The sequence below is a fragment of the Anaerotignum faecicola genome, from assembly GCA_024460105.1.
In the GTDB taxonomy this organism is placed as follows: domain Bacteria; phylum Bacillota; class Clostridia; order Lachnospirales; family Anaerotignaceae; genus JANFXS01.
The window spans coordinates 160800-184785 of the sequence record JANFXS010000001.1 but is presented as its reverse complement, the minus strand read 5'-3'; the positions used below and the strand labels follow the sequence as shown (position 1 = coordinate 184785).

Below are 23986 nucleotides of genomic sequence, written 5' to 3'. Positions count from 1 at the left end.
GCGGAGACGCTTTACTCCGATTGGGCGTAATATGCGGACGGCGATGATACGGGTTATATTCCGTGCGCGACATACCGCGGTGCATGAGGCTGTGCCGTAATGTATTCCGACTTTGGAGACTTAATACGGATTAGGTTATCTGTAAAGCTCAAGTATTAAATTGTTAAAGTGTTACCGCCATAACTTTTGGGAAAATACATATACGGCCATGCCTTATAAAGGATACCGTCGCTTATATGCCGAAGCCAGATTGATATCCCGCTTTGGCATACGGCGCCTGAATTTATAAGCCGCCGTATATGTATGGCGGAGCGGCGGAAATAATCCTTAGGGGGGTTTATATATGATGACAACAATTAGTAATGAAGAAAGAGGATTGCTTTTTAAAAACGGAAGCTTTGTGAAGGCGCTTAAAGACGGTAAATATTATGCGTTTTTTGGACGCAGGATAGAAACCGTGGATATAAACGGCCCGATTTTTTCGGAATTATGTTCATTGGAAACACTTTTAAAGGACGAAATAATATCGGAGGAGGCAGACGTTATTGATGTAAAGGATCAGGAAATAGCGCTCCACTATATCGACGGCAAATATGCAGGCTTTCTTTTGTGCGGCAAACATGCTTTTTGGAATTTGCTTCATAAACATGAATTTAAAGTATACGATATGTCAATTCCGGAAACGGCCGAAGAGATACCTGAATATATTTTTTCAAAGCTTCCGAAAGAGCTTTATATAAAATCAGACGTTGCTCCATATCAAAAAGCAAGGCTATATATTGACAATAAATTTGAGAGGCTTCTTGAAGCGGGAACATATTATTTTTGGAAACTTAACGACAGGATCAGGACAGAGTTTGCGGATACAAGGCTTATACAAATGAATATAAACGGACAGGAGGTTCTTACACAGGATAAAGTAACCATAAGGGTTAATTTTGTTTTAAGCTATAGTATTACCGATTTTATAAAACAAGCTTCCGTAGACAATTACGAAAATCATATACATGTAATGGTACAGCTCGCTTTAAGGGAAGTGTCGGGCGGGCATAAAATTGACGAGATACTGGAAAATAAAGACATAATATCTAAGTATGTGCTTGAAAAGCTGAAAGAAAAGGAGAATGATTATTATATCAGCGTAAAGGATGCGGGGGTCAAGGATATAATACTCCCGGGAGAGATACGCGATATTATGAATACTGTGCTTATAGCCGAAAAAAGGGCTCAGGCAAACGTTATAACCCGCAGGGAAGAAGTAGCGTCCACACGTTCGCTTCTTAATACGGCAAGGCTTATGGATGAAAATAAAACCCTTTATAAGCTGAAGGAACTGGAATATATTGAGAAGATATGTTCGCATGTGGGAAACATTAATTTAAATGGGAATAATGATTTGTTGGCGCAGCTTTCGGCGGCGTTCAGGGAGGGAATGTAAATGAAAGAGATAGTTGGAAGGTATAACATGGCTGTGGCATATGCCGATGAAATTGAGGAGAATGCATTGGAACAGATACAAAAGCTTTGTAATCAAAGTTTTGCCGAGGGAAGCCGCATAAGGATTATGCCGGACGTGCATGCAGGCGCGGGGTGCGTTATAGGATTTACGGCGGATCTCGGCGATAAAGTTATACCAAACATAGTTGGCATCGATATAGGATGCGGCATGCTTACGGTAGAGCTTGGGGATATGGAAATAGATTTTGAAAAGCTTGACGACGTTATAAGAAAATTTGTTCCCAGCGGTAAGAATACCCATGAAGGGCGAATTGTAAGATATGGGCGCTTAATGGATTTGAATTGTTATAGAATGTTGAAAAATACAAAAAGGATTGAAAGAAGTATCGGAACTTTAGGCGGGGGAAACCATTTTATAGAGATAGACTGTGATGAAAACGGCAATAAATACCTTGTTATCCATACGGGCAGCAGGAACTTGGGAAAGCAGGTTGCGGAGTATTATCAGAGCCTTGCATATGATATTATGAAGGGAAAGGATAAGTTTTTTGAGGAAAAAGATAGGATTATAGCCGAATATAAAGCAGCAGGAAGAAGAAAAGAGATACAAGGTAAAATTAAAGAACTTATGAAAGATTGGAAAGAAAAAGAGATTGACGTCCCCAAGGAGCTTTGCTATCTTACGGGAGATTGCCGAAGGATGTACCTTGAGGATATGGAAATATGCCAGGACTACGCCGCGCTTAACCGTTCTGTAATAGCGGAGCTTATATTGAAAAATATGTTTGATAAATCTCCTGATGATTTTGAAAGCTTTGAAACAGTCCATAATTATGTGGATCACAACAGCAATATCATAAGAAAAGGAGCTGTTTCGGCATTGAGCGGCGAAAAAATGCTGATACCGATTAACATGCGCGACGGAAGCCTTATTTGTGTCGGAAAAGGAAATCCCGAATGGAATTTTTCCGCTCCGCACGGGGCGGGGAGGCTTTACAGCCGTTCTAAAGCAAACGAAACGTTTACCGTTGAGGAGTTTAAAAATGAAATGAAAGGTATTTTCACTACGTCGGTTAATAGCCTTACGCTTGACGAGTGCCCTATGGCGTATAAAGATAAAAACGATATAGTTAAAAATATTTTCCCTACGGCAAAGATAATAAAAGAAATAAAGCCGCTCTATAATTTTAAAGCCGTGGAATAAGGAAGGAGTGTGTGCAGTGCGGAATTTAATCAGGCAAAAGCTTGAAGAAATAGAGGAAAAGGAAAATGTAAAGATAATTTATGCCGCCGAATCGGGCAGCCGCGCATGGGGATTTGCTTCATGCGACAGCGACTATGACGTTAGGTTTATATATGTGCGCAAACCTGAATACTATTTAAAGCTTGAAAAAACGAAGGACGTAATAGAATGGCAGCTTGATGAAACGCTTGATATAAACGGATGGGATTTGAAAAAGGCTTTAAGACTGCTTCATAAATCAAACCCTACGATATTTGAATGGGCCAATTCTCCTGTGGTATACTGTTCAAGCCCGCAATGGCGGAAAGTGGAAAAAATCATAAATATGTATTTTACTTCAAGGGCCGGCTATTGGCATTACTTAAGCATGGCCAAAGGCAATTACAGGGAATACCTGAAAGGCGGCGAAGTTAAAATAAAAAAATATTTCTATGTTTTGCGCCCTCTGCTTGCATGCAGATGGATTGCTGAAAAGGGCGCGCCGTCTCCCATGGAGTTTGAAAGACTTGTGGAATCGCAGTTAGACGGGAGCGTTAAGGAGGAAGTTTTAAACCTGCTCAGCCTGAAAAGAAACTCAAAAGAGTACGGCAGCGTAAAAAGAATAGACAGTATAAACCGATATATAGAAAACCAGCTTCTTGATCTTAAAGGTCTTGCCGATTTCCTGCCGGAGAGAAATTATAAGTCGTTTGAAGAACTTGATAATATTTTCGTCGATATAGTTTTTGGAAGAAATGCTTTCCAACAAGCTTGTATAGTGTAATATCATACAGCCCATGCCGAATTTGCCGGCGTGGGTTTTTTAGCCGGGATTATTTTTACAATGGTATGAACTTTTTGAACGAATACGGCAGGACGGCGGTTCGGATGCAAGCTCGCATAACAATTTTTTTAAGAATGGTTAAAGCAGAGGCGCGGATGAATTTTTCGGACGGACTCTCAGTTTCGGTTTACAAGAGCGCACGCGGTTTTAACGGGCGTCAGCGGCACAACAGCCGTGCTGAAGCCGCTTGCCGTGGGAGTCGGTACGCCTGTACGTATTTGCCTTGACCTTACGCCGCTCGTCCGTTAAAATTATTCGGCCTCGCAAGGAAAAAATTTTTGCGCTTCAAGGCGCATACGCGCCGGCGGTGCGGATCCTACGGCAAGCGTATGCAGAACGTAAATGCGGAAAATTTTTCATTGCGGGGCATGCGCGCCATGTAAAGCGAAGCCGCATGTTTTTATATATGGGACATGATATATAATCCTATTGTACGTAAATGGAATTTTTAATGGAAATGCAGAACGACGGAATAGTTTTAACCTTAATTCTAATAAAAAAGCGCAAAGCAAAAACATCTGTTTATTAATGTAATAATGTGGTAAAATATATACGATTATGTTTGAGTATTTTCGGAAATATAATATTAATACTGAAAAATATTATAAACAAAGGGGATTTGTTATGGAGCGGAAAAAAATTGCCGTTGTAACAGGCGCAAGCAGCGGCCTCGGAAAAGAATTTGTTAAGATTTTTATAAAAAACAGGAACTTGGACGAGGTTTGGGCGATAGCCAGAAACAAGGATAATTTAATAAAATTAAAAGAAGAATATGGAAATAATATAAAACTTTTTTCGGTTGACTTGTCGGATTTTTCTTCCGTTAAAAAGCTTGGGGAAATAATCAGGAAGAAAAAACCGGAAATAAGATACCTTGTTAACAGCGCCGGATTTGCAAAATTTTGCTCTTACAGCGACCTTAGCCTTGAAGAATCCGTAAATATGATTAACTTAAACGTAAGCGGCGTTGTCGCCATGGGGCTTATATGCATACCGTTTATGCGAAGGGGCGGACATATTTTAAATATTGCGTCGCAGGCTTCGTTTCAGCCGCTTCCGTACCAGAATATCTATAGCTCCACAAAGGCGTTTGTCCGCAGCTATTCGCGTGCGTTAAACGTAGAGCTTGAGGATAGAGGGATTACGGTTACCGCCGTATGCCCGGGTTGGATGGATACGGGGCTTTATAAGCGTGCGGAGATAGGGGCGGTTATGGCCGCAAATAATTTTATGGGTATGGTTTCTCCCGATAAAGTTGCTGAAAAAGCTGTGAAAGACGCGTTGAAGGGCCGCGATATGTCTGTATACGGCCCGTATGTGAAGGCATGCCATTTGGCCGCTAAAATACTTCCGCAAAAGGTTATGATGAATTTGTGGCTGATACAGCAGGGATTAATCCGAAGTTAGGGGAAAGTATAAAGCAGTTTGAGTTAAGTTTATTTTGGGATACATGTTATTATTGGGAGCATGGCGGTTATGGACAGGGATAAAAAGTATGACAATTTTGATTTAACGCTTGAAGAGTGTAATGAAATACTTGACACAATAGACAATCTTGTTGTGGTTGACAGCGGCGGGTACATTAAGTACCTTTCGCCTAATCTTTTTAAGATAATACATGCGATAGAAGGCAGGCCGGTTCCGAACGACGTTTCAGGGCGGCACATAGAGGAAGTTCACCCTTTAAGCAAAATATGCAGCGTTTTAAAAAGCGGGGAGGAAATAAGAAATTGTTTTTATTTCAGCCTTGGCGTTACGAATATAGCGCGTATTAAACCGATATATTCGGATAAAAAACTTAAAGGGGCGATAGATTATGATATTTTCAGCGACGATTATGATCTGAAAGCTTTTATGGATCAAATCGTCGATTATTCGCTTAAAGGATTTTTAAATTTAACGGAAACGATAAACACAATTTACGGCGTTATGAAAAAGCTTGACAGTGTTAAATACTGTGTTTCCGATATAATAGGCGACAGTATGCAGATAAAGGAGCTTAGAAAGCAAATCCACGCTATGGCCGAATCTGAATCGACGGTTATGATAATAGGACAGACAGGATGCGGCAAAGAACTTGTGGCCCATTCCATACATAATGTAAGCAGGCGGCGCATGCAGCATATTGTCGAAATAAATTGTGCGGCTATACCGGACAATTTATTTGAAAGCGAACTTTTCGGATATGAGGAAGGGGCTTTTACAGGGGCGAAAAAAGGTGGAAAAATAGGCAAATTTGAGCTTGCGGATAAAGGCACTCTTTTCCTTGACGAGATTGATCAGCTTCCATGGCATGTACAGCCGAAGCTTTTGAGGGCGCTTCAGGAGAAGGAAATAACCCGTATCGGCGGCGGGAAAACCATACCGGTTAATATAAGGGTTATTGCCGCAACCAACAAAAATTTAAAGGAGCTTGTCGAACAGGGAAAGTTCAGGGAAGATTTATATTACAGGCTGAACGTGGTTGAAATCAAGGTTCCGTCGTTAAGCGAAAGGCTTTCGGATATACCTCTTCTTGCAAATAATAAGCTTAAAAACCTCAATAAAATAACAGGGAAAAAAGTAAAATCCATTGAACCGGAAGTTATGAATATGCTTATGCGGTATGACTGGCCGGGCAACGTGCGCGAGCTTAATAATATACTCGAAAGGGCGGTAAACGCATGTAACGGCGACGTTTTGACAATGGACTGCTTTACGGATTTTATTGTGGACTCAATTTCTTCAAAACCGGAGCTTGCGTCGGATGAAGAAAACCCTCTTGAAAAAGTCAGGGACGAAGCGGAAAAGGAAGCCATACGGCGCGCGCTGGAAATTACCGGAGGCAGCAGGAACAAAACGGCGGCAATACTTAAAATCTCAAGGACGGGGCTTTATTATAAAATGCAGAAATACGGCCTTAATCAGCAAAAATTTTAAATATGTTCAAAAAAATGAACTATGTTCAAGATTTTGACATTTGCTGTTTAAAAGGAATACGGCTATTATACGGTATTTTATTAGTCTAAAAAAAGTGTGTGTTCATATTATTGAACGCACACTTTTTTTAAAATGTAATTTCTGCCGCATAAAAATTGTTCGGATATTTTTTTGAAGTTTAAATGTTTTAAGTGATTAGTAAAATTGTATATATTATGAGGCTTAAAATGCGATTTTACAGTAAATAATTTGTTTATATTGATACAATGATTTATATAAGTGGTATTTTGACTAACTTTGGCACACGGTTTGCTTAATATATAACCAAATAGCCTGAAAGATGTACGGTGTTAAATGCTGACGTTAAAGCGCGCGGCGTCAGTATCATTATATGGCGTCATGATCAGGTATAGTTTTATAACGGAATACATTCGGCAGCAATAGGAATATTTGCGCCGTATGTATTTGTATGAATTATAGAATGACCGCTTACAAATAAAAAGTTCAAATTACTTAATGGTGCGACTCCAAATGGAAAAAGGAGGTTTGGCAAAGAAGGCTTGACGTAGTGTTTTAATTTTAACTTAATTTTTAACGGGGGATTATTATGGAAAAAGTAAAGGGAAATAGGCTTTATGGTTGGTATATTGTTTTTATAAATGCTTTGGTAGGGTGTGTACTGTCAGCTGGTTTTCCGCAGTTCTCCATGAGCGTGCCGTATATGGCGGAGAAAATGGGGGTTACGCAGGAAGCCCTGCTTGCAGGGGACACAATTAAAACAATAAGCGTTGTGCTTTCAATGATGCTGTCGGGGGTTGCATATAAAAAGTTCGGTGCGAAAAAGGTATTCGCTTTTTCGATGACAGTTGCAATAATACCGCTTTTTATATTGCCTCATGTTGACAGTATAATGATACAGTACATATTAAAATTTATACAGGGTTTTGCTTCGCTTGTATTTCCTGTGTTCCTTCTTATAATAATGGATTGGGTAAGCGAAAGCGAAACTGGCCTTGCTACGGCTGTATTTAACGGCATATTTTATGGCGGCGGCGGTATCGGAGGAACTTTTGCCGGTTTTGTTATAACAAAATGGGGCTGGGTTTCATCATTCTATGCTCTTGGTATTTTACAGGCGGTTATTTCTGTCGTTTGGATTATAACAGTAAAAGAAAAAAGCGGGAAAAAAGAGGTTGCGGAAGATACGAAAGGAGAAACGATATCTTACGGCAAGCTTCTAAAAATGCCTTTAGTATGGTTTTTTGTTTTCGGTTTCTTGAGCACGACATGGCTTGTACAGGCCATATCGGTGGATATGACGCTTTTTGGTTCATACCTCAACTACGGAGAGATGGAAATAGGAAAAATTATGACAGCCGTAACAATCGGTATTATAAGCGCCTGCGTAGTTTCCGGCAAGGCTTCGGATTTTGCGGCGGCAAGGAACAAAAGCAAGGCTATAGGCAGGGTAAGCGTGTTAATGATAGGATGCATACTTATAGTTGTTTCAACTATATTATTGCTGACATTGCCGCTTGAAAATTTTTCGGTATTTTATTTCTGTGTACTGCTTTTGTCATTTTCCGGTTCTTGGGGGCTTGGATGCTTTTATTCTATACTTCCGGAAGTATTTTCCGACGATACGCTTCCGGTTGCCACAGGATTTATTGGAGGCTGCGGTGACGCCGGCATGACATTCGCTCCTATTGTGGTAGGCATCATTTTCGGCGTTAAAGGGCTTTGGAATATAGGCTGGGGCATATGCGGCGCCGTAGGTTTTGTAAGTGTAATATGCTGTATATTAATTATAAATAAACTTAAAAAAGAGAACGCTTAATTTATCGAAGGGAGATGTTTTAATTGGGAAGGTTTTTAAATGTCGGCATTATTCAGATGCCTGTAAGTAAGGATACTGTTGAAAATTTGAGGTTTATTGAGGAAAAGCTAGCTGCTTTAATGTCCGGTTATCATAAGCCCGAACTTGTTTTGGGCGTCGAATGTATGGAGTGTTTCACGCCTGAATATATACCAGGGCCTATGACGGAATATTTCGGTTCCCTTGCAAAAAAATACGGCATATATTTTATTCCGGGCACAATGTTTGAAAAACATGACGAACTTCCGGAGGGCAAGTTCTATAATACGGCCCCTATTTTTAATCCTAAAGGCGAGCTTATAGACACATACAGGAAAATGGCTCCATGGAGGCCGTCGGAAGACATTACCGTGCCGGGAAACAAATATGTTGTTTTTGATATTCCGGAGAAGAATACAAAAATAGGCGTGCAGATATGTTATGACCTTAACTTCCCTGAAATTTCCAGGAACGAAACTTTAATGGGCGCCGAAGTTCTTGTTAAACTTACTATGGATCCTCAGGAACTTTATCTTCTTAATAAGCCGGTGCATTTTACGCGCGCGCTTGAAAACCAGGCTTATCTTGTTTCGACAAACGGCGTTGGATTTTTCAATAATGTGCATCTTTACGGAAATTCTCTCGTGGTAAGCCCGGAGGGCAATCTCCTTTGGGAAGCTGGGCAGGAGCCTACTATTGCGACAGTTACGCTTGATCTTGACCTTGTTGAAAGAAGCAGGCAGTACGGGACTATGTTTTTGGATCACTACGTACAGCATTTAAGGGACTATAATTTCCCTATGCCTTTTGCAGACGACGTTACAAAGGCGCCTATATATGAAAAACTCCGCAAAACTCCGGCCGATACTGCCGAATACGAGGCTGACGTTAAGCCTGTTGGAGTATGCGAAATAGGAAACCTTGTTCCTGAGGACGTAGATCTTGAAGTGTATGAGAAAAATCTCAGGGAATTTTTAAACAAATAAATAGATAGTTTTTAACGCATTTTTATAAAACGGGCGCTGCAAAAACATACTTATGAAACCGGATTTTATGAAGGATATGAATACCTTTGAAAATCCGGTTTTTTCTGTTGTCAACGGCCTGATAATATACTTATGTTTTCGGAATGTGGTTTTTGCTGTCATAAAAAGAGTTTTTCAAGGCGTTTTTATAAATTTTGGCAAAAATATATTGGAACTAATGGATTTATGGGCTTGTTCGCCTTAATTTGACGCTAAAAACAATTCTCATCATTCATGTTTTTACAAAAATTTCCATGCTAAAAGTGGTATATTCTTCATACACCAGTAATAAGGAGGAGGCTTTGTGATGGGAAATGTTTTGCCGGCTGAAGGTGAGTTAAAGGAATTCAAATTTCCTGCAAATATAAAACAAATGGGAAACATAGATAAAGAAATAAAGATATATGTTGAGGATTACGTGTATACATATTTATACCAATTTGCAAAAGTCGGCGGAGGCGAGAAACTTGCCGTTTTAATCGGAAAATACCTTCAAATCGAGGGAACAAACGTGGTAATGATAAGCGGTGCGGTCGAGGGTGTGGCAACGGAATATAATGACGACGATTTATGTTTTACAGAAGCCAGCTGGAATTACATTATATCTCAGAAGGAAAAGTATTTTAAGGGCCTGACGGTAGTTGGCTGGGTACATGTACAGCCGGATTTTGGCACAAATCTTATGTCGAGGGATTTAACGTTTCACAGAAGGTGCTTTGAGGAGCCGTGGCAGGTGCTTTTCGTAATCGATCCTATAGAGCGTTCGGACGCATTTTACTGCTATGATAAGGGCGCGGTTTCCATGCGGCAGTCGCGCGGCTATTTTATTTATTACGAAAAAAATGAAGATATGCAGACTTATATAATTGAGAGCAATGTTATTAAGCCTAAGGAAGAAGTTAAGGAACGGAAATTCAATTTCGGCGGTTCGGGAAAAACGGCAGTGCAGCGGCTTCTTGAAGTTACGGGACGCGCCCGCGCAAAAGCTTTTAAACTTGCAAATGAAAGCGACAGGCCCGACGCCGCTGTGCGCATAAGGGAGATATTGAAGCAAAAAGAGGAAATCAGGCAGAAGGAAACAAAAAACAGACAGGCAGCGTTCATGGCCTCATGCGGAGCGCTGTGTATTGTCTGCTTTGTTATATTTTCCGGCCTGATGGCCAACAGAGTCAGCATACGCAGGCTTGAGGCCGAACTTGTAAACGTGAAGTCTACATATGACGATATGAACCGGCTTGTTACGAATGCAACGGCCCAGGTATTTGCCGTACAACGGAAAGAAGAAGAGAAAGAACAGGGGAAAAATAACGGCGAGGAAACACCGGAAGATAACGAAAGCGCTCTTGAAGATGACAAAGAAAGAATTTTTGTTAAAAATTCGCCTGAGAACACAGGGACAACCGTTGTGGAAAACGGCGAGGAATATTATGTATACTATGTTGAGGACGGAGATAACCTTTGGTATATAAGCCGGGAATTTTACGGCAATGACGAAGGCGTTGACGATATTATGGAGGCTAATGGGATTACTGACAGCGACTATATTTTCAGCGGCCAAAAGCTTATGATACCAAAGAAGTGATTGATGCGGCGTTTAATGTTAAAATATCGCGTCCGCGGTTTTCTGTTTGAAAGCCGCGGCTTTTTTAATAAAACAAAACCTGTGCCAACGCTTTGCGAAATTGGGAATATTTTTTTGGCGTAATCATATTTTAGAAAGCTTTAAGAATTTAAGGCGTTAATTTTTCTTGATATATTTGTTATAAAATATTACAATAAATATACATATGTTTTTTTAACCCTGATATACGCCGCAAGGCCATTGGCGTCGGAAGGATATCATAAAATTGTAAAGGTGGTTTTTATGGGAAATTACAATTTTGAAGACGAGAGCAAAAATTTTGGCGAAACAGTTAGGATTGACAATATAAACAATGAAATAAGAAAAACTTCTAATACTGATTTTGAGGATACATTGCAGTTTGGAGAGCCTCTGAAGCCAAAGAAGGGATGTGGAAACGATATGCCGGAAAGAAAAAACAACAAAGGAGGCAACGGCGGCGGGATTTTTTCAAGCGGCATTATCAAATTGAGCATAATAGGCGGCATGATTGTTTTTGTTTTGATTTTTGCCGTTGTTTTTATTTCAAGCATGGGCGGCTATAACGGAAATACCGCCGGAACGGAACCGAACCGGGCGACCGAAAATAATAATAACATTTCCGACGTGCTGGAAAAAGATGAAAATTCAAGTTCGGTATATGCCGTTGTTAAAGAAGTTGGAAAGGACAGGACGCTCAGCCTTTATAATTTAAACGACAAAGATAATATGAATGTAATCGTTGATGGAAGTACGGATCTTAAAGACGAAAATAATGTTAAAATCAGCTATTTTGATTTAAATCAAGGCGATGTCGTTGTCGTAACGGAGAATGGGGATACCGGAATTGCTTCTTCCGTTAAAATACCCTCGGACGTTTGGAGCAAAGACAGCGTTACGGGGGCCGTTGTCGATATAACAAAGAACAAGATAATATATAACAATGAAGAATATCTTTATGGCGGCGACACATTTTTTTCATATGACGGCAAAGAGATATTCCCCGGGGACATTGCCGAAACCGATACGGTGACTATAAAGGGCATGGGGGAAATGGTTTTCAGCGCTGTTGTTGAAAGCGGCCACGGTTATGTCGTTATTGAAAACGGAGAAAAGGTGGAAAATCTTAAAATAGATATAGACGGCAGTGAAACTATTCAAGATGAAAAAACCGGCCTTATAGAAGTTTCAAGCGGTCAGCATATAGTAACGCTTACAGGGGATAATATAGACGATTATATAGTAAATATAAACGTAACGGAGAAGGAAAGGATAAATATAGATCTTTCGGAAGTTAAAGAAAAAGAGGATGAAAAAGGAATTATCGACCTTAATGTAAATGTTAAGGGATATACCGTTTTGGTTAACGGTGAAAAATATGACGGAAACAGCGCAATATTGCAAGTGCCTTACGGTGAAGTGAAAATAGAAGTTTCAAAGGCGGGGTATGAAAAATGGACGGCTGACGCGACAGTTTCGGAAGAACCTGTAAGTTTTGATGTGGAACTTAAGGAAATAGAAGAACAAAAACCCGTTCAACAGCCTGCCGAAGAAAAGAAAAACGAGGGAAGCATTACAATATATTCGGAGCCAGGGTGGGCAGACATATATATTGACGGCGAATATATAGGAGTTTCCCCGGTTATGGTTAAACTGCCTTACGGAAAGTATAAAATAAAGGGAGAACTTGAAGGATACGACGATGTTAAAATGGATATAACGCTTGACGGGCCGGAAAAAACGGCGACAATAAACTTTGAAGGATAGAGGAGGATATTTATGGATTATATGAAAAGGTACAAAAGCTGGCTTGAATGCAGTTATTTTGACGAAGAAACCAAATCCGAACTTAAAGGAATTGAGAACGATGAAAATGAAATAAAGGAGAGGTTTTATAAAGATCTTGAGTTTGGAACGGGGGGGCTCCGCGGGATAATTGGAGCCGGCACAAACAGAATAAACAAGTATACGGTAGGAAGGGCGACTCAGGGCCTTGCCGACTATATAAAAGCAGAAAATAAGGGAAGAAACGATTTAAGCGTTGCCATTGCCTACGATTCAAGGAATAAAAGCGATAAATTTGCGCAGAGGGCGGGCGTAGTGCTTGCCGCAAACGGAATTAAGGCGTACGTTTTTGATGAATTAAGGCCGACGCCCGAACTTTCTTTTGCGGTGAGGGAGCTTGGATGCGATGCGGGAATTGTTATAACTGCAAGCCATAACCCGCCGGAATATAACGGCTACAAAGTTTACGGCCCTGACGGCGGACAGGTGCCTTATCCTAAAGACGAAGCCATAATATCTATGGTAAATAAGGTTGAGGAGTATGACAAAGTTAAGGAAATGCCGTTGGAAGATGCAAAAGCCAAAGGGCTTTATGAAATTATAGGGAGCAAAATAGACGACGCTTACACTGAAAAACTTAAGGAACAGTCAATAAACAGGGACATAATTGAAAAGATGGCCGACAGCATTAAAATAGTCTATACTCCTCTGCATGGTACGGGCAATAAGCCTGTAAGGCGTATACTAAAGGAGATTGGCTTTAAAAATGTATTTGTTGTGCCTCAGCAGGAGCTTCCCGATAAGAACTTCTCAACGGTAGGATATCCGAATCCCGAAGATCCTGAAGTTTTTAAACTTGCTCTCGAAATAGCCGAGAAAGAGGACGCCGACGTTATTATAGGAACCGATCCGGACGCTGACAGGGTTGGCGTTGTTGTAAAAAATAACGACGGGAAATACGTTGTCTTAACGGGCAATATGACAGGCGCGCTTTTAACCGATTACGTTTTGGGACAAAAAAAAGCTAAGGGAATTTTAAGCGGCAACGGAGCCGTCGTTAAAACAATAGTTACAACCGAAATGATTCGCCCCATTGCAAAAGAATACGGCGTTGAAGTTTTTGATGTTTTAACAGGATTTAAATATATAGGCGAAAAAATTAAACAGTTTGAAGAAACTGGTTCCAATACGTTTGAATTTGGTTTTGAAGAAAGTTACGGATGCCTTTCCGGCACATATGCAAGGGATAAAGATGCGGTTGTGGCCGCAATGCTCGTTGCGGAAATGGCGGCATATTATAAAAATAAGGGAATGACATTGTATGAGGGGCTTACCGTGCTTTACGAAAAGTACGGCTTCTACCGTGAAGGAATTAAATCTATAACGCTTAAAGGAATTGAAGGCCTGGAAAAAATACAATATATTATGACAGCCCTTAGGAATAACCCGCCGTCGGAATTTAACGGCATGAAAGTAGAATGGCTTAGGGATTACAAAGAAAAGGTATTTAAAAATATTTTGACGGGTGAAACCGAAACGACAAACCTGCCGCCGAGCAACGTACTGCATTACACACTTTTGGGAGACGCATGGGTGTGCGTAAGGCCCAGCGGTACCGAACCCAAAATAAAGATTTATTTCGGCGTAAAAGGCGGCAGCCTTGAAGATGCCGAAAATAAATTAAAAGGAATTGAAAAATATGTTTCAGATTTAATTGAAAACCTATAACATGATTTTAAATCGGCCGCGGCATAAAGCTTCGGCCGTTTTTTAGAGAGTCTGAAATGTACGGACAGCAGGAGTTTCGGAAGGCTTAAAATTTGCGGGGAGTTATCTTTGGCAAGCTTTATGAACCGGTTTCTCAAATACGGCTTTTTCGTGATTTATACGGCGGATACCATAAATTACATGGGCTTAATTTTTAATAAAATTATTTTCCCTACTCATCAAAAACTGAGTTTTTTTACAAAAAATTTTTTTTACATCTAAAAACCTTGAACAGGCCGAATAAGGATTATATACTTATAAAGTAAGCCCTTTAGGGCTTAAATATAAAATTAAAAACGAGGTAGGGAAAGTGAAAAAGCATTTAAAAAGCTGGTTAGAAGCCGCCGCTGAAGCGGCTTTGATATTTGCCCTGTTATACCTTGTGTTCTTTCCCGTTAAAGTGGACGGCCCGTCGATGGAACGTACTTTTTGCGACGGCGACAGGATAATTGTCAGCCGTATTTTGGCATATATGGACATGTATGATAAAGGCGATATAGTTGTTTTTAAGCACGATATAAATGGCAGGCAGGTTGAAATGATTAAAAGGGTTATTGCGGTTGAGGGCGATAGAATTGAAATAAAAGGCGGAAACGTATATGTTAACGGGCTGAAGCTTGAAGAAGAATACATAAATCAGGATACGGCTGGAGATATTGACGCCGTTGTTGAAGACGGCTGTATTTTTGTTATGGGCGATAACAGGGGAAGCAGCGTTGACAGCAGGAGTATCGGTTTTGTTGAAAAAGATGACGTTACTGCAAAGGTTGTAATGAAATTTTATCCTTTTGACAGTGTCGAATTATATTGATTGTTGATTTGGATGATTTATGGTATAATATAACATAATTATTTTTTATCGGCCGCTGAAACAGGATAAGTCCCAGGGCGTATTTTATATTCCGGGATTACGGTTAACCGTCAAAAGCGGCAATTAAATTTGTAAAAATTTATGGATTGGATTTATGCTGTTTCAAATTTTAAACTGCAATATTAAAATATAGAGGTGCCTTATGAAGGGTTTGTTTATTACTGTTGAAGGGACTGACGGGGCGGGGAAATCGACACAGATAGAACTGCTTGCGGATTATATAAAAAAATCGGGGCGCGACGTGCTTGTTACGCGGGAGCCGGGAGGAACTGCCATAAGTGAAAAAATAAGGGATATAATACTTGACGTTAAAAACCTTGAAATGGCCGATACAGCCGAAGCGCTTTTATATGCGGCAAGCCGGGCCCAGCATATTGATGAGAAAATAAAGCCGGCTTTAAAAAAAGGTACGGTTGTTATATGCGACAGGTTTACGGACAGCAGTATTGCGTATCAGGGATATGCAAGGGGGACTGACGTTAGGCTTATTGAAGAAATAAACAGCTATGCAGTCGGCGGATGTATTCCGGATATAACGCTTTTTTTTGATATAAGGCCGGAAATAGGCATCCTGCGCAAAGAATCATCAAAAACATTGGACAGGATAGAAAATGAAAAAATAGATTTCCACTATAAGGTATATAATGGATATAAGGAGCTTTTAAAAAAGTATCCTGAAAGGATAAAAAGGATTGACGCTGAAAAGAGCATAGATGAGATCCATAAAGATGTAATTAAAATTATTAAAGTAATACTTTAACTTTGGGGGTGTTTTTATGAAACTTGTTTTAGCTATAGTACATGACGACGATGCCAACGATATTATCCGTATTTTGAACCAAAAAGGGCTTATGGTTACCAAAATGGCTTCAACAGGAGGTTTTTTGAGGGTTGGCAACACAACTCTTATAATAGGCGTTGAAGACGATAAAGTAGACGAGGTAACGGGAATATTTGAAGAGCGGTGCAAAACAAGAAAGAAAGTTGTCGGGGACAGTACTCCGTATACAAATGTCGAGGGCTTTATGCGCCGTCCTATAGAGGTACAAATCGGCGGCGCCACGGTATTTGTGCTTGATGTGGAGCAGTTCCTCAAAATTTAGGGGCGCATATGTATAGTTTTTCGGAAATTATAGGCAACGGCGGGCTTATAAAAAATCTCAAATCGGCAATAAAATATAATAAGGTATCGCACGCATATATATTTTGCGGTTCTGAAGGAAGCGGGAAAAAGCTTATTGCAAAGACATTTGCAAAGGCGCTAAGCTGTGAAAACGGAAACGCCTGCGGAACATGCCGTTCATGCAGAGTGTTTGACCGCGGAAATCATCCGGATGTTTTTTTTGTTGCGCCGTCAAAAACAAAAGCGTTAAGCGTTGAGGATATTCGCGAACAGGTTATAGAAAACGTGGCCGTTAAGCCATATAAATCCGGCCGCAAAATTTATATAATAGATAAAGCCGAAACTATGACGGCGGCGGCACAGAACGCTTTTCTTAAAACTCTTGAAGAACCGCCGGAATACGCCGTGTTTATACTCCTTGCAGGGAATATGGATATGTTTTTGCCTACAGTTTTGTCAAGATGCGTAGTTTTTAAGATAAATCCGTTAAGCAATACGGAAGTTTCGGAATATATATCAAAAAAATTCGGCGTTCCAACTGAGGAAGCCCAATTCCTTGCGGAATATGCCGGAGGAAGTATAGGCAAAGCCGTTCGGCTAAAAAACGACGAAAATTTTTATAAAATGAGGGAATATATTTCCGACAGGCTTTTCGGCGTTAAAAGTGCAAATCTTGCCGAGATTTTAGGCTGGGGCAGAGAAATCAAAGCAGAGTTCGGCGCAAACGAAGAAATATTTGATATTATGTATTTGTGGTACCGTGATTTACTTGCCGCAAAAGCTTTGGAAAACCATAAATATATAATTGAAAAGGACAAGGCTGATAAAATATCAAAGCAGGCTGAAAAAGAAAGCTTTGAAAGTATCATAAGGGCTCTTGACGCGATTTGGTACGGCAAAAAGCTGGTTGGGCGCAATGTCAGTTTTCAGCTTGCAATGGAAACGACGCTTATGAAAATAAAGGAGAATTAATACATGGTAGAAGTTGTTGGCATAAGGTTTAAAAAGGCCGGAAAAGTGTACTATTTTGCGCCCGACGGGCTGAAAATCAAAGAGGGCGATTTTGCTATAGTTGAAACGGCTAGGGGCGTTGAATTCGGCAGTGTCGTAAAGGGAAACATGCTTGTCAAAGACAGCGAAGTTTTTCAGCCGCTTAAAAAAGTTATCAGGATTGCCACAGACATGGATATATGTCAGGAAGAACAAGATAAAATCAAGGAAAAAGAAGCTTTTGGAATTTGCGAAGAGAAAATAGCCAAACATGGGCTTGATATGAAACTGGTTGACGTTGAAGTTACGTTTGATCACAACAAGCTTATATTTTATTTTACTTCCGACGGAAGGGTTGATTTCAGAGAGCTTGTCAAAGAACTTGCGTCGATATTCAAAACAAGGATAGAACTTAGGCAGATTGGCGTCAGGGACGAAGCCAAAATGCTTAACGGCATAGGTATATGCGGCCGTCCGCTTTGCTGCGCTACTTTCCTTGGAGATTTCACTCCGGTATCAATTAAAATGGCAAAGGAACAAAACCTTTCTTTAAATCCTACCAAAATAAGCGGCATATGCGGAAGGCTTATGTGCTGCCTTAAATATGAAGAGGATGTTTATGAGGAATTAAACAGCAGACTTCCTAACGTGGGCGATATTATTTCAACGCCTGACGGAACAGGAGAAATAATGTCCGTGAATGTTCTGATGCAGAATGTTAAGGCCGTGGTACGGAAAAAGGAGAACGATCCGCCTACAATAGCTTTTTATAATGTTAATGAAATTGAAGTAATAAAAAGCAAAAAGAAACATAAAAATCATGCTGACGGCGAAGGGAAAACGGCTGTTGAATGTATTGACGAAGATATACTTAATTTGGATTTGGATGATTGATATGGAATATCCTGTTGAAATAAAAGAATATGAACGTGTTGACGACCTGCACAGGAACGGTTATCTTATTATACAAGATCCGAAAAGATTTTGTTTTGGAGTTGACGCAGTGCTTTTAAGCGGTTTTGCCAATGCCGGCAAAGACGAAATTGTTGTGGATCTCGGCACGGGTACCGGAATTATTCCTATTTTAATGGAAGCGAAAACCGAAGGCAAGAAATTCTACGGCCTTGAAATACAGCGGGAAAGTGCTGAAATGGCTGCCCGAAGCGTTAAGCTGAACGGCCTTGAAGATAAGATTGAGATTATACACGGCGATATAAAAGACGCGGGTTCAATTTTTAAGCCGTCGTCTATTGACGTTATAACTACAAACCCTCCGTATATGAACAGCGGCGGAGGGCTTACGAATAATTACAGCCCTAAAGCCGTAGCACGGCATGAAATACTTGTGAATCTGGAGGATATTGCGCGCGTTTCCTCCAAACTTCTTAAATTCGGCGGAAGATTTTATATGATACACAGGCCGCACAGGCTTACTGATATTATGTGTACTTTAAGGAAGTATAAACTTGAGCCAAAGAAAGTGCGGTTTATACAGGCGTATTCCCATAAGGAGCCGGCAATGGTGCTTATTGAAGCTTCAAGAAGCGGCAGGCCTATGGTTAAAGTATTGCCATCGCTTATTATATATGAAAGCCCAGGCGTATATACGAAAGAAGCGTTTGATATATATTACGGGTAAAGAATACCGCTTTGTTTTTATCGGCATGGGTTTTATAAGTTTAAGCGTGCAATTTATGATCAAGCCTGCCGTTAATTTGGCAGGCGGAAACAAATAGCGACAAATAAATATTTTTTATACCACCCTTGTATTTTTGTACAAGGGTTAAATTGCTTGCTTTTTGCAGGAAGGAAGTGGATTTTTTGAGCGCAATATCAAAGCCTCTTTTGGAGTTGGACTCTTTTAAAGCCGTTTTGGAAGATTTAAAAAACGATATTACTCCCATTCTAGTATCGGGCGTTATAGATGTACAATGGCTCCATGTTATAGGGGCTGTGATTGAAAATATCGACGTTCCGGCTGTTATTGTGGCCGAGAATGATTTTAAAGCAAAGGAAATTTATGACGATCTGAAATTTTTTGTTAAAAATGTAAGGTTTTATCCTTCAAGGGATTTGATTTTTTATGACGCCGACGTTCACAGTAAGGAAACCGAAATGCAGAGGGCAGGTATTATAAATTCCCTTTTAGAAAACGAGCGGCTTGTGGCCGTTATGTCAGTTGAAAGCCTTATGGACAGAAAAATGCGCCGGGTGGATTTTGAAAAGTATGTCATAAATATAGAAGAAGCCCAGGTTTTGGATATAGACGGCTTTATTGAAAAACTTATACTTATGGGATATGAGAGGACAGATCTTGTAGAAGGCGCCGGGCAATTCTCTGTACGCGGAGGGATTATAGATATTTATTCCCCTGTTGAGGAAACGGCGGCTCGCATAGAAATGTGGGACGACGAGATAGACTCGATACGAACAATGGATACAAATTCACAGAGATCCATGGAAAGGGTGAAAAGCGTTAAAATATTTCCCATAGGCGACGTTGTATACGGTAATAAGGAATTGGAAAAAGCAGTCGGCCTTATGGAGAAGGAGTATAAAAAAACACGGGCGTCTTTTGAAAAAAAAGGCATGGATGAGGAAGCGGAAAAGCTTGACGAGCATGTGGGCGAAGACATACAGCGGTTAAAAACAGAAAAATATGTTAAAAATATAGCCGCATATATACAGTATTTCTACGAGGACACAGGGAATATACTTGATTATTTTGCGAAGGATACGATTTTATTTCTAGACGATCCTCAAAGGTTGATGAATCAGGCGCAGACTGCTTACAAGCGATTTGAAGAAAGCATCAAAAGCCGTATATTAAAAGGGTATGTACTAAAAAGGGAAGCTGACAATGTATTTAATTATACGGATATAGTTAAAATAAGCGAAGGGTACAGGATTGCCGTTTTTACGACCATATCAAAAACAATAAGCTATTTTAACTTTAAGGATATAATACCTTTTTATGTCAAAAGCACAGCCTCGTTTAATAACCATACGGATTTGTTTTGCGATGAAGTTAAAAGCCTTAAGGAAAACGGCTACAGCATTGTTGTGCTTACTTCAAGCATGAGCCGCGGTGAAAGGATGGTTAAGGAACTTCTTGATAAGGGCGTTGCCGCAGGATTTTCGGAAACCCTTGAAAAAATAGACTTTAAGCCGGGCGGCATATATATTTCAAAAGGAAGTTTAAGCCGCGGATTTGAGTACAGGGACATTAAATTTGCGGTTTACAGCGACCATGAAATTTTTGACGGACGCGAAAACAAAAAGCCGAAGAAAAAAAATAAGAATACAAAAACAATCCAGAGCTTTACAGATCTTAAAGTCGGCGATTACGTTGTTCACCAAAGCCATGGTATAGGCGTTTTCAGGGGACTTGAAAAAATAACCGTAGACGGTGCAAACAAAGATTATATGAAAATAAGCTATGCCGACGGCGGAAGCCTGTTTATACCGGTAAGCCAGATGGACGCCGTACAGAAATATATAGGCAGCGACAGTGAAAAAGTGCGCCTGAATAAGCTCGGAGGACACGACTGGAACAAAGCGAAGGCAAAAGTAAGGGCGGCGGTTAAAATACTTGCCGAAGATCTGATTGCAGTTTATGCAAAACGCAGGGCGGCGGTGGGATTTGTATATTCTGAGGACAACCTTTGGCAGAAAGAGTTTGAAGAAACTTTCCCTTATACCGAAACAGACGACCAGCTTATGGCCATAGAGGACGTAAAGAAGGATATGCAGAGCCCTCGCGTTATGGACCGCCTTATATGCGGCGACGTTGGGTATGGGAAAACGGAAGTTGCGATACGGGCGGCTTTTAAAGCCGTACAGGATAATAAACAGGTTGCATACCTTGTTCCGACAACTATACTTGCACAGCAGCATTACAATACTTTTGTCAGCCGTATGAGGGATTATCCGATAAAAGTAGAGCTTATGAGCAGGTTCAGAACCCCCAAGCAGCAGAAACAAACTATAAAAGATTTGGAGCAGGGCTTTGCCGATATTGTAATAGGCACGCACAGGATTTTAAGCAAGGACGTCAAGTTTAAGGATTTGGGGCTTGTCATAATTGACGAGGAGCAGCGATTCGGCGTTGCCCACAAAGAAAAAATGAAGGCAATGAAAGAAAATCTTGATGTTTTAACGCTCACCGCAACTCCTATACCGAGAACGCTTCACATGAGCCTTTCGGGAATACGCGATATGAGTATACTTGAAGAACCGCCGCTTGAAAGGCATCCCGTCCAAACTTATGTGATGGAAAGCGACCCGGAATTCATAAAGGACGCCATACTGAGGGAAATATCAAGGGGCGGACAGGTATATTTCCTGTATAACAGGGTTGACGGCATTTCACAAACAGCGTTTAAAATACAGGAACTCGTGCCTCAGGCAAGGGTTTCTTTTGCCCATGGACAGATGACTGAACGCGAACTTGAAGTAATAATGAAAGATTTTATAGAAGGCGAAATCGACGTGCTTGTATGCACAACTATAATCGAAACGGGGCTTGACATACCCAACGCAAATACGATTATTATACAGGATGCCGACAGAATGGGGCTTAGCCAGCTTTACCAGCTTAGAGGAAGAGTGGGAAGAAGCAACAGGATGGCATATGCTTATTTGATGTACCGTAAAAATAAAATACTTAATGAAGTGTCTGAAAAACGCCTTCAGACAATAAAAGAGTTTACAGAATTCGGTTCAGGGTTTAAAATTGCAATGAGGGACTTAGAGATCAGGGGAGCCGGCAACCTTTTGGGTGCGGAACAGCACGGTCATATGGAAGCCGTAGGATATGACATGTATTGCAGACTTCTCGACGAGGCAGTTAAAGAGCTGCGTGGTGAAAAGATTGAAGAAGAATTTGAAACGATGGTAGATTTGAATGTTAATGCTTATATACCTCCCTTTTATATTAAGAATGAAGAACAAAAGCTTGAAATCTATAAAAAAATATCCCTTATATCAAATAAAGACGATTATTTTGATATTCAGGAAGAAATTGAGGACAGATACGGGAATATCCCTAAAAGCGTACAGATGCTTTTGGAGATTGTTATGGTGAAAAATGACGCGCACAGCCTTGATATACTTTCTATTGTACAAAAACAGGCTAATATTGTCGTGACGTTTAAAGGCGATGCAAAGATAAATCCTGCCGCTATTGTGGGAGTTGTTGCGGAAAATCCGAGAAGGTATTTGTTTACATCGGCTACAAATCCATATATAACAATAAAAACGAATGAAAATGAAGGTATTGATTCTATAACTTATGTTAAAATTATACTGGAGAGGTTAAAGGAAATACAAAATTTATAATTAATTTGAAAGCAGGTGGGCTTGATGAACAATGTAAAATTAATATTATCCGCTGTGCTGCTGGCGGCCTCAATTGTATTTTCAGGCTGCACTGTTGAGAAGGAAGAAACTCCGCCTGATTTTATGGTTATAAACGGCGAAGAAATCAGCGCGGAAGAATTTAATATATATTTGAACGAAGCTGTAAAAAGTTTTGAGGAAATAGGCGGCTATGATATATGGGAAACGGATTTTGACGGCCGCAGCGCTGTAGATGTAGTGAAGGAAAGCGCTTTAAATTCTATGACGGCCGTTAAAATTACGGCGCAGAAGGCTAATGATTTTAATATATCGCTTACTGAGGACGAAGAAAAACAAACGGCACGTCAGGCTCCGGAATACCTTGAGGCATACGGAATGGAAAACACTGAAAGCAATATTAAGCTTATGCAGAAAGTGCTTAACGATGAAATGCTTTATTCAAAAGTTCGCCAGTATGTCGTTAAGGATTATGCCATAAGCGAAGCTGAGTATGAAGCGTATTACAAAAGCTATTATGAAAGCACAGCGGCAGGATTAAGGCAGATAAAGCTGAAAGGTATATTCTGTACCGAAGAGGAAAAAATAAACGAAGTATATGGGCGGCTTCAAAACGGAGATGATTTTGAAGAGCTTTACAATGAATATAATGTTTCCGAAATCGCTTGGGGAGACGGCGGAAATATAACTCTGCATCAAAATGAACTGGAGGGCGAATGGGGAGAATTTATAGGTGTTGAGGAGGGTTTTATATCAAAACCCGAAGAAATTAACAACGGATTCGTCGTATTCAGGGTTATGGAAATAAAGGAAAGCAGCAGGGAAGAAGTTATTGCCAAACTCAGGGAAGACTATACAAATTCGGTGTGGCAAAATATTTTCAGCGCAGAATTTGAAAAGTGGCAGATGGAATCAAGCATATACAGAAACGAAGAGGCATGGAATAAAATAGAAGTGGACGTATAAGAGTATTACAGACATTTTTACTTATGCCGTGAAACTTATAAGATATGGCGTGGAACCATGAATTGAGTTTTTGAAGAAACATTTTTAAGACGAATGGCCGTAGGATTCGATACAGTGTTTACAGTTTTAATTTTAAGCGGCGTTGATTTTTTATTGACAAACTTATCCCGGTTATTTATAATAAATATAATTTAATAAACGTT

The 23986-nt window shown here is 40.2% G+C and carries 18 protein-coding genes; all 18 read left to right on the top strand.

Features of this window, described 5'->3' with window-relative positions; all coding sequences use genetic code 11:
* Window positions 1-343: 343 nt before the first annotated feature.
* The 18 genes from NE664_00820 (at window position 344) to NE664_00735 (ending at window position 23783) form a co-directional block, all read left to right on the top strand.
* Window positions 344-1438: a slipin family protein gene (locus NE664_00820; protein MCQ4725206.1), complete on the top strand. Its 1095-nt coding sequence runs from the start codon at window positions 344-346 to the stop codon at window positions 1436-1438.
* Entirely contained in the window at window positions 1439-2662 is a 1224-nt protein-coding gene (locus tag NE664_00815) for an RtcB family protein (protein ID MCQ4725205.1), read from the top strand.
* Between the two features lie 16 nt (window positions 2663-2678).
* Entirely contained in the window at window positions 2679-3464 is a 786-nt protein-coding gene (locus NE664_00810) for a nucleotidyltransferase domain-containing protein (protein ID MCQ4725204.1), read from the top strand.
* A gap of 684 nt (window positions 3465-4148) precedes the next feature.
* Window positions 4149-4931, top strand: a complete 783-nt coding sequence (locus NE664_00805) for an SDR family NAD(P)-dependent oxidoreductase (protein ID MCQ4725203.1) — start codon at window positions 4149-4151, stop codon at window positions 4929-4931.
* A gap of 69 nt (window positions 4932-5000) precedes the next feature.
* Complete coding sequence (locus tag NE664_00800) at window positions 5001-6443, top strand: sigma 54-interacting transcriptional regulator (GenBank protein MCQ4725202.1); 1443 nt, start codon at window positions 5001-5003, stop codon at window positions 6441-6443.
* A 607-nt stretch (window positions 6444-7050) separates the two neighbouring features.
* Window positions 7051-8280: an MFS transporter gene (locus tag NE664_00795; GenBank protein ID MCQ4725201.1), complete on the top strand. Its 1230-nt coding sequence runs from the start codon at window positions 7051-7053 to the stop codon at window positions 8278-8280.
* 23 nt (window positions 8281-8303) lie between these two features.
* On the top strand, window positions 8304-9284 hold the full coding sequence (locus NE664_00790; protein ID MCQ4725200.1) for a carbon-nitrogen hydrolase family protein: 981 nt from the start codon (window positions 8304-8306) through the stop codon (window positions 9282-9284).
* Window positions 9285-9630: 346 nt separating this feature from the next.
* On the top strand, window positions 9631-10905 hold the full coding sequence (locus NE664_00785; GenBank protein ID MCQ4725199.1) for a LysM peptidoglycan-binding domain-containing protein: 1275 nt from the start codon (window positions 9631-9633) through the stop codon (window positions 10903-10905).
* Window positions 10906-11187: 282 nt separating this feature from the next.
* The gene (locus NE664_00780) at window positions 11188-12690 is read left to right on the top strand and encodes a PEGA domain-containing protein (GenBank protein MCQ4725198.1); all 1503 of its coding nucleotides are present in this window, start codon (window positions 11188-11190) and stop codon (window positions 12688-12690) included.
* 12 nt (window positions 12691-12702) lie between these two features.
* Window positions 12703-14436 (top strand): phospho-sugar mutase, encoded by a 1734-nt coding sequence (locus tag NE664_00775; GenBank protein ID MCQ4725197.1) that lies wholly within the window; start codon window positions 12703-12705, stop codon window positions 14434-14436.
* Window positions 14437-14785: 349 nt separating this feature from the next.
* The gene (lepB, locus tag NE664_00770; protein ID MCQ4725196.1) at window positions 14786-15286 is read left to right on the top strand and encodes a signal peptidase I; all 501 of its coding nucleotides are present in this window, start codon (window positions 14786-14788) and stop codon (window positions 15284-15286) included.
* Window positions 15287-15488: 202 nt separating this feature from the next.
* On the top strand, window positions 15489-16106 hold the full coding sequence (gene tmk / locus NE664_00765; protein MCQ4725195.1) for a dTMP kinase: 618 nt from the start codon (window positions 15489-15491) through the stop codon (window positions 16104-16106).
* Window positions 16107-16122: 16 nt separating this feature from the next.
* Window positions 16123-16449 (top strand): cyclic-di-AMP receptor, encoded by a 327-nt coding sequence (locus tag NE664_00760; GenBank protein ID MCQ4725194.1) that lies wholly within the window; start codon window positions 16123-16125, stop codon window positions 16447-16449.
* Window positions 16450-16457: 8 nt separating this feature from the next.
* Window positions 16458-17441, top strand: a complete 984-nt coding sequence (gene holB / locus NE664_00755) for a DNA polymerase III subunit delta' (protein ID MCQ4725193.1) — start codon at window positions 16458-16460, stop codon at window positions 17439-17441.
* A gap of 3 nt (window positions 17442-17444) precedes the next feature.
* Window positions 17445-18353, top strand: coding sequence for a stage 0 sporulation family protein (locus NE664_00750; GenBank protein ID MCQ4725192.1), 909 nt, complete (start codon window positions 17445-17447; stop codon window positions 18351-18353).
* Window position 18354: 1 nt separating this feature from the next.
* The gene (locus NE664_00745) at window positions 18355-19098 is read left to right on the top strand and encodes a tRNA1(Val) (adenine(37)-N6)-methyltransferase (GenBank protein ID MCQ4725191.1); all 744 of its coding nucleotides are present in this window, start codon (window positions 18355-18357) and stop codon (window positions 19096-19098) included.
* Window positions 19099-19280: 182 nt separating this feature from the next.
* Window positions 19281-22799, top strand: coding sequence for a transcription-repair coupling factor (gene mfd / locus NE664_00740; GenBank protein ID MCQ4725190.1), 3519 nt, complete (start codon window positions 19281-19283; stop codon window positions 22797-22799).
* Between the two features lie 24 nt (window positions 22800-22823).
* Window positions 22824-23783 carry a SurA N-terminal domain-containing protein gene (locus NE664_00735; protein ID MCQ4725189.1) on the top strand — a complete coding sequence of 320 codons (960 nt, stop codon included), beginning with the start codon at window positions 22824-22826 and terminating at the stop codon, window positions 23781-23783.
* The last annotated feature ends 203 nt before the right edge of the window (window positions 23784-23986 follow it).

Coding starts and splice junctions, on each gene's coding strand:
- NE664_00820 (MCQ4725206.1), top strand. CDS start 344: ATGATGACAACAATTAGTAATGAAGAAAGAGGATTGCTTTTTAAAAAC.
- NE664_00815 (MCQ4725205.1), top strand. CDS start 1,439: ATGAAAGAGATAGTTGGAAGGTATAACATGGCTGTGGCATATGCCGAT.
- NE664_00805 (MCQ4725203.1), top strand. CDS start 4,149: ATGGAGCGGAAAAAAATTGCCGTTGTAACAGGCGCAAGCAGCGGCCTC.
- NE664_00800 (MCQ4725202.1), top strand. CDS start 5,001: ATGGACAGGGATAAAAAGTATGACAATTTTGATTTAACGCTTGAAGAG.
- NE664_00795 (MCQ4725201.1), top strand. CDS start 7,051: ATGGAAAAAGTAAAGGGAAATAGGCTTTATGGTTGGTATATTGTTTTT.
- NE664_00785 (MCQ4725199.1), top strand. CDS start 9,631: ATGGGAAATGTTTTGCCGGCTGAAGGTGAGTTAAAGGAATTCAAATTT.
- NE664_00780 (MCQ4725198.1), top strand. CDS start 11,188: ATGGGAAATTACAATTTTGAAGACGAGAGCAAAAATTTTGGCGAAACA.
- NE664_00775 (MCQ4725197.1), top strand. CDS start 12,703: ATGGATTATATGAAAAGGTACAAAAGCTGGCTTGAATGCAGTTATTTT.
- tmk (MCQ4725195.1), top strand. CDS start 15,489: ATGAAGGGTTTGTTTATTACTGTTGAAGGGACTGACGGGGCGGGGAAA.
- NE664_00760 (MCQ4725194.1), top strand. CDS start 16,123: ATGAAACTTGTTTTAGCTATAGTACATGACGACGATGCCAACGATATT.
- holB (MCQ4725193.1), top strand. CDS start 16,458: ATGTATAGTTTTTCGGAAATTATAGGCAACGGCGGGCTTATAAAAAAT.
- NE664_00750 (MCQ4725192.1), top strand. CDS start 17,445: ATGGTAGAAGTTGTTGGCATAAGGTTTAAAAAGGCCGGAAAAGTGTAC.
- NE664_00745 (MCQ4725191.1), top strand. CDS start 18,355: ATGGAATATCCTGTTGAAATAAAAGAATATGAACGTGTTGACGACCTG.
- NE664_00735 (MCQ4725189.1), top strand. CDS start 22,824: ATGAACAATGTAAAATTAATATTATCCGCTGTGCTGCTGGCGGCCTCA.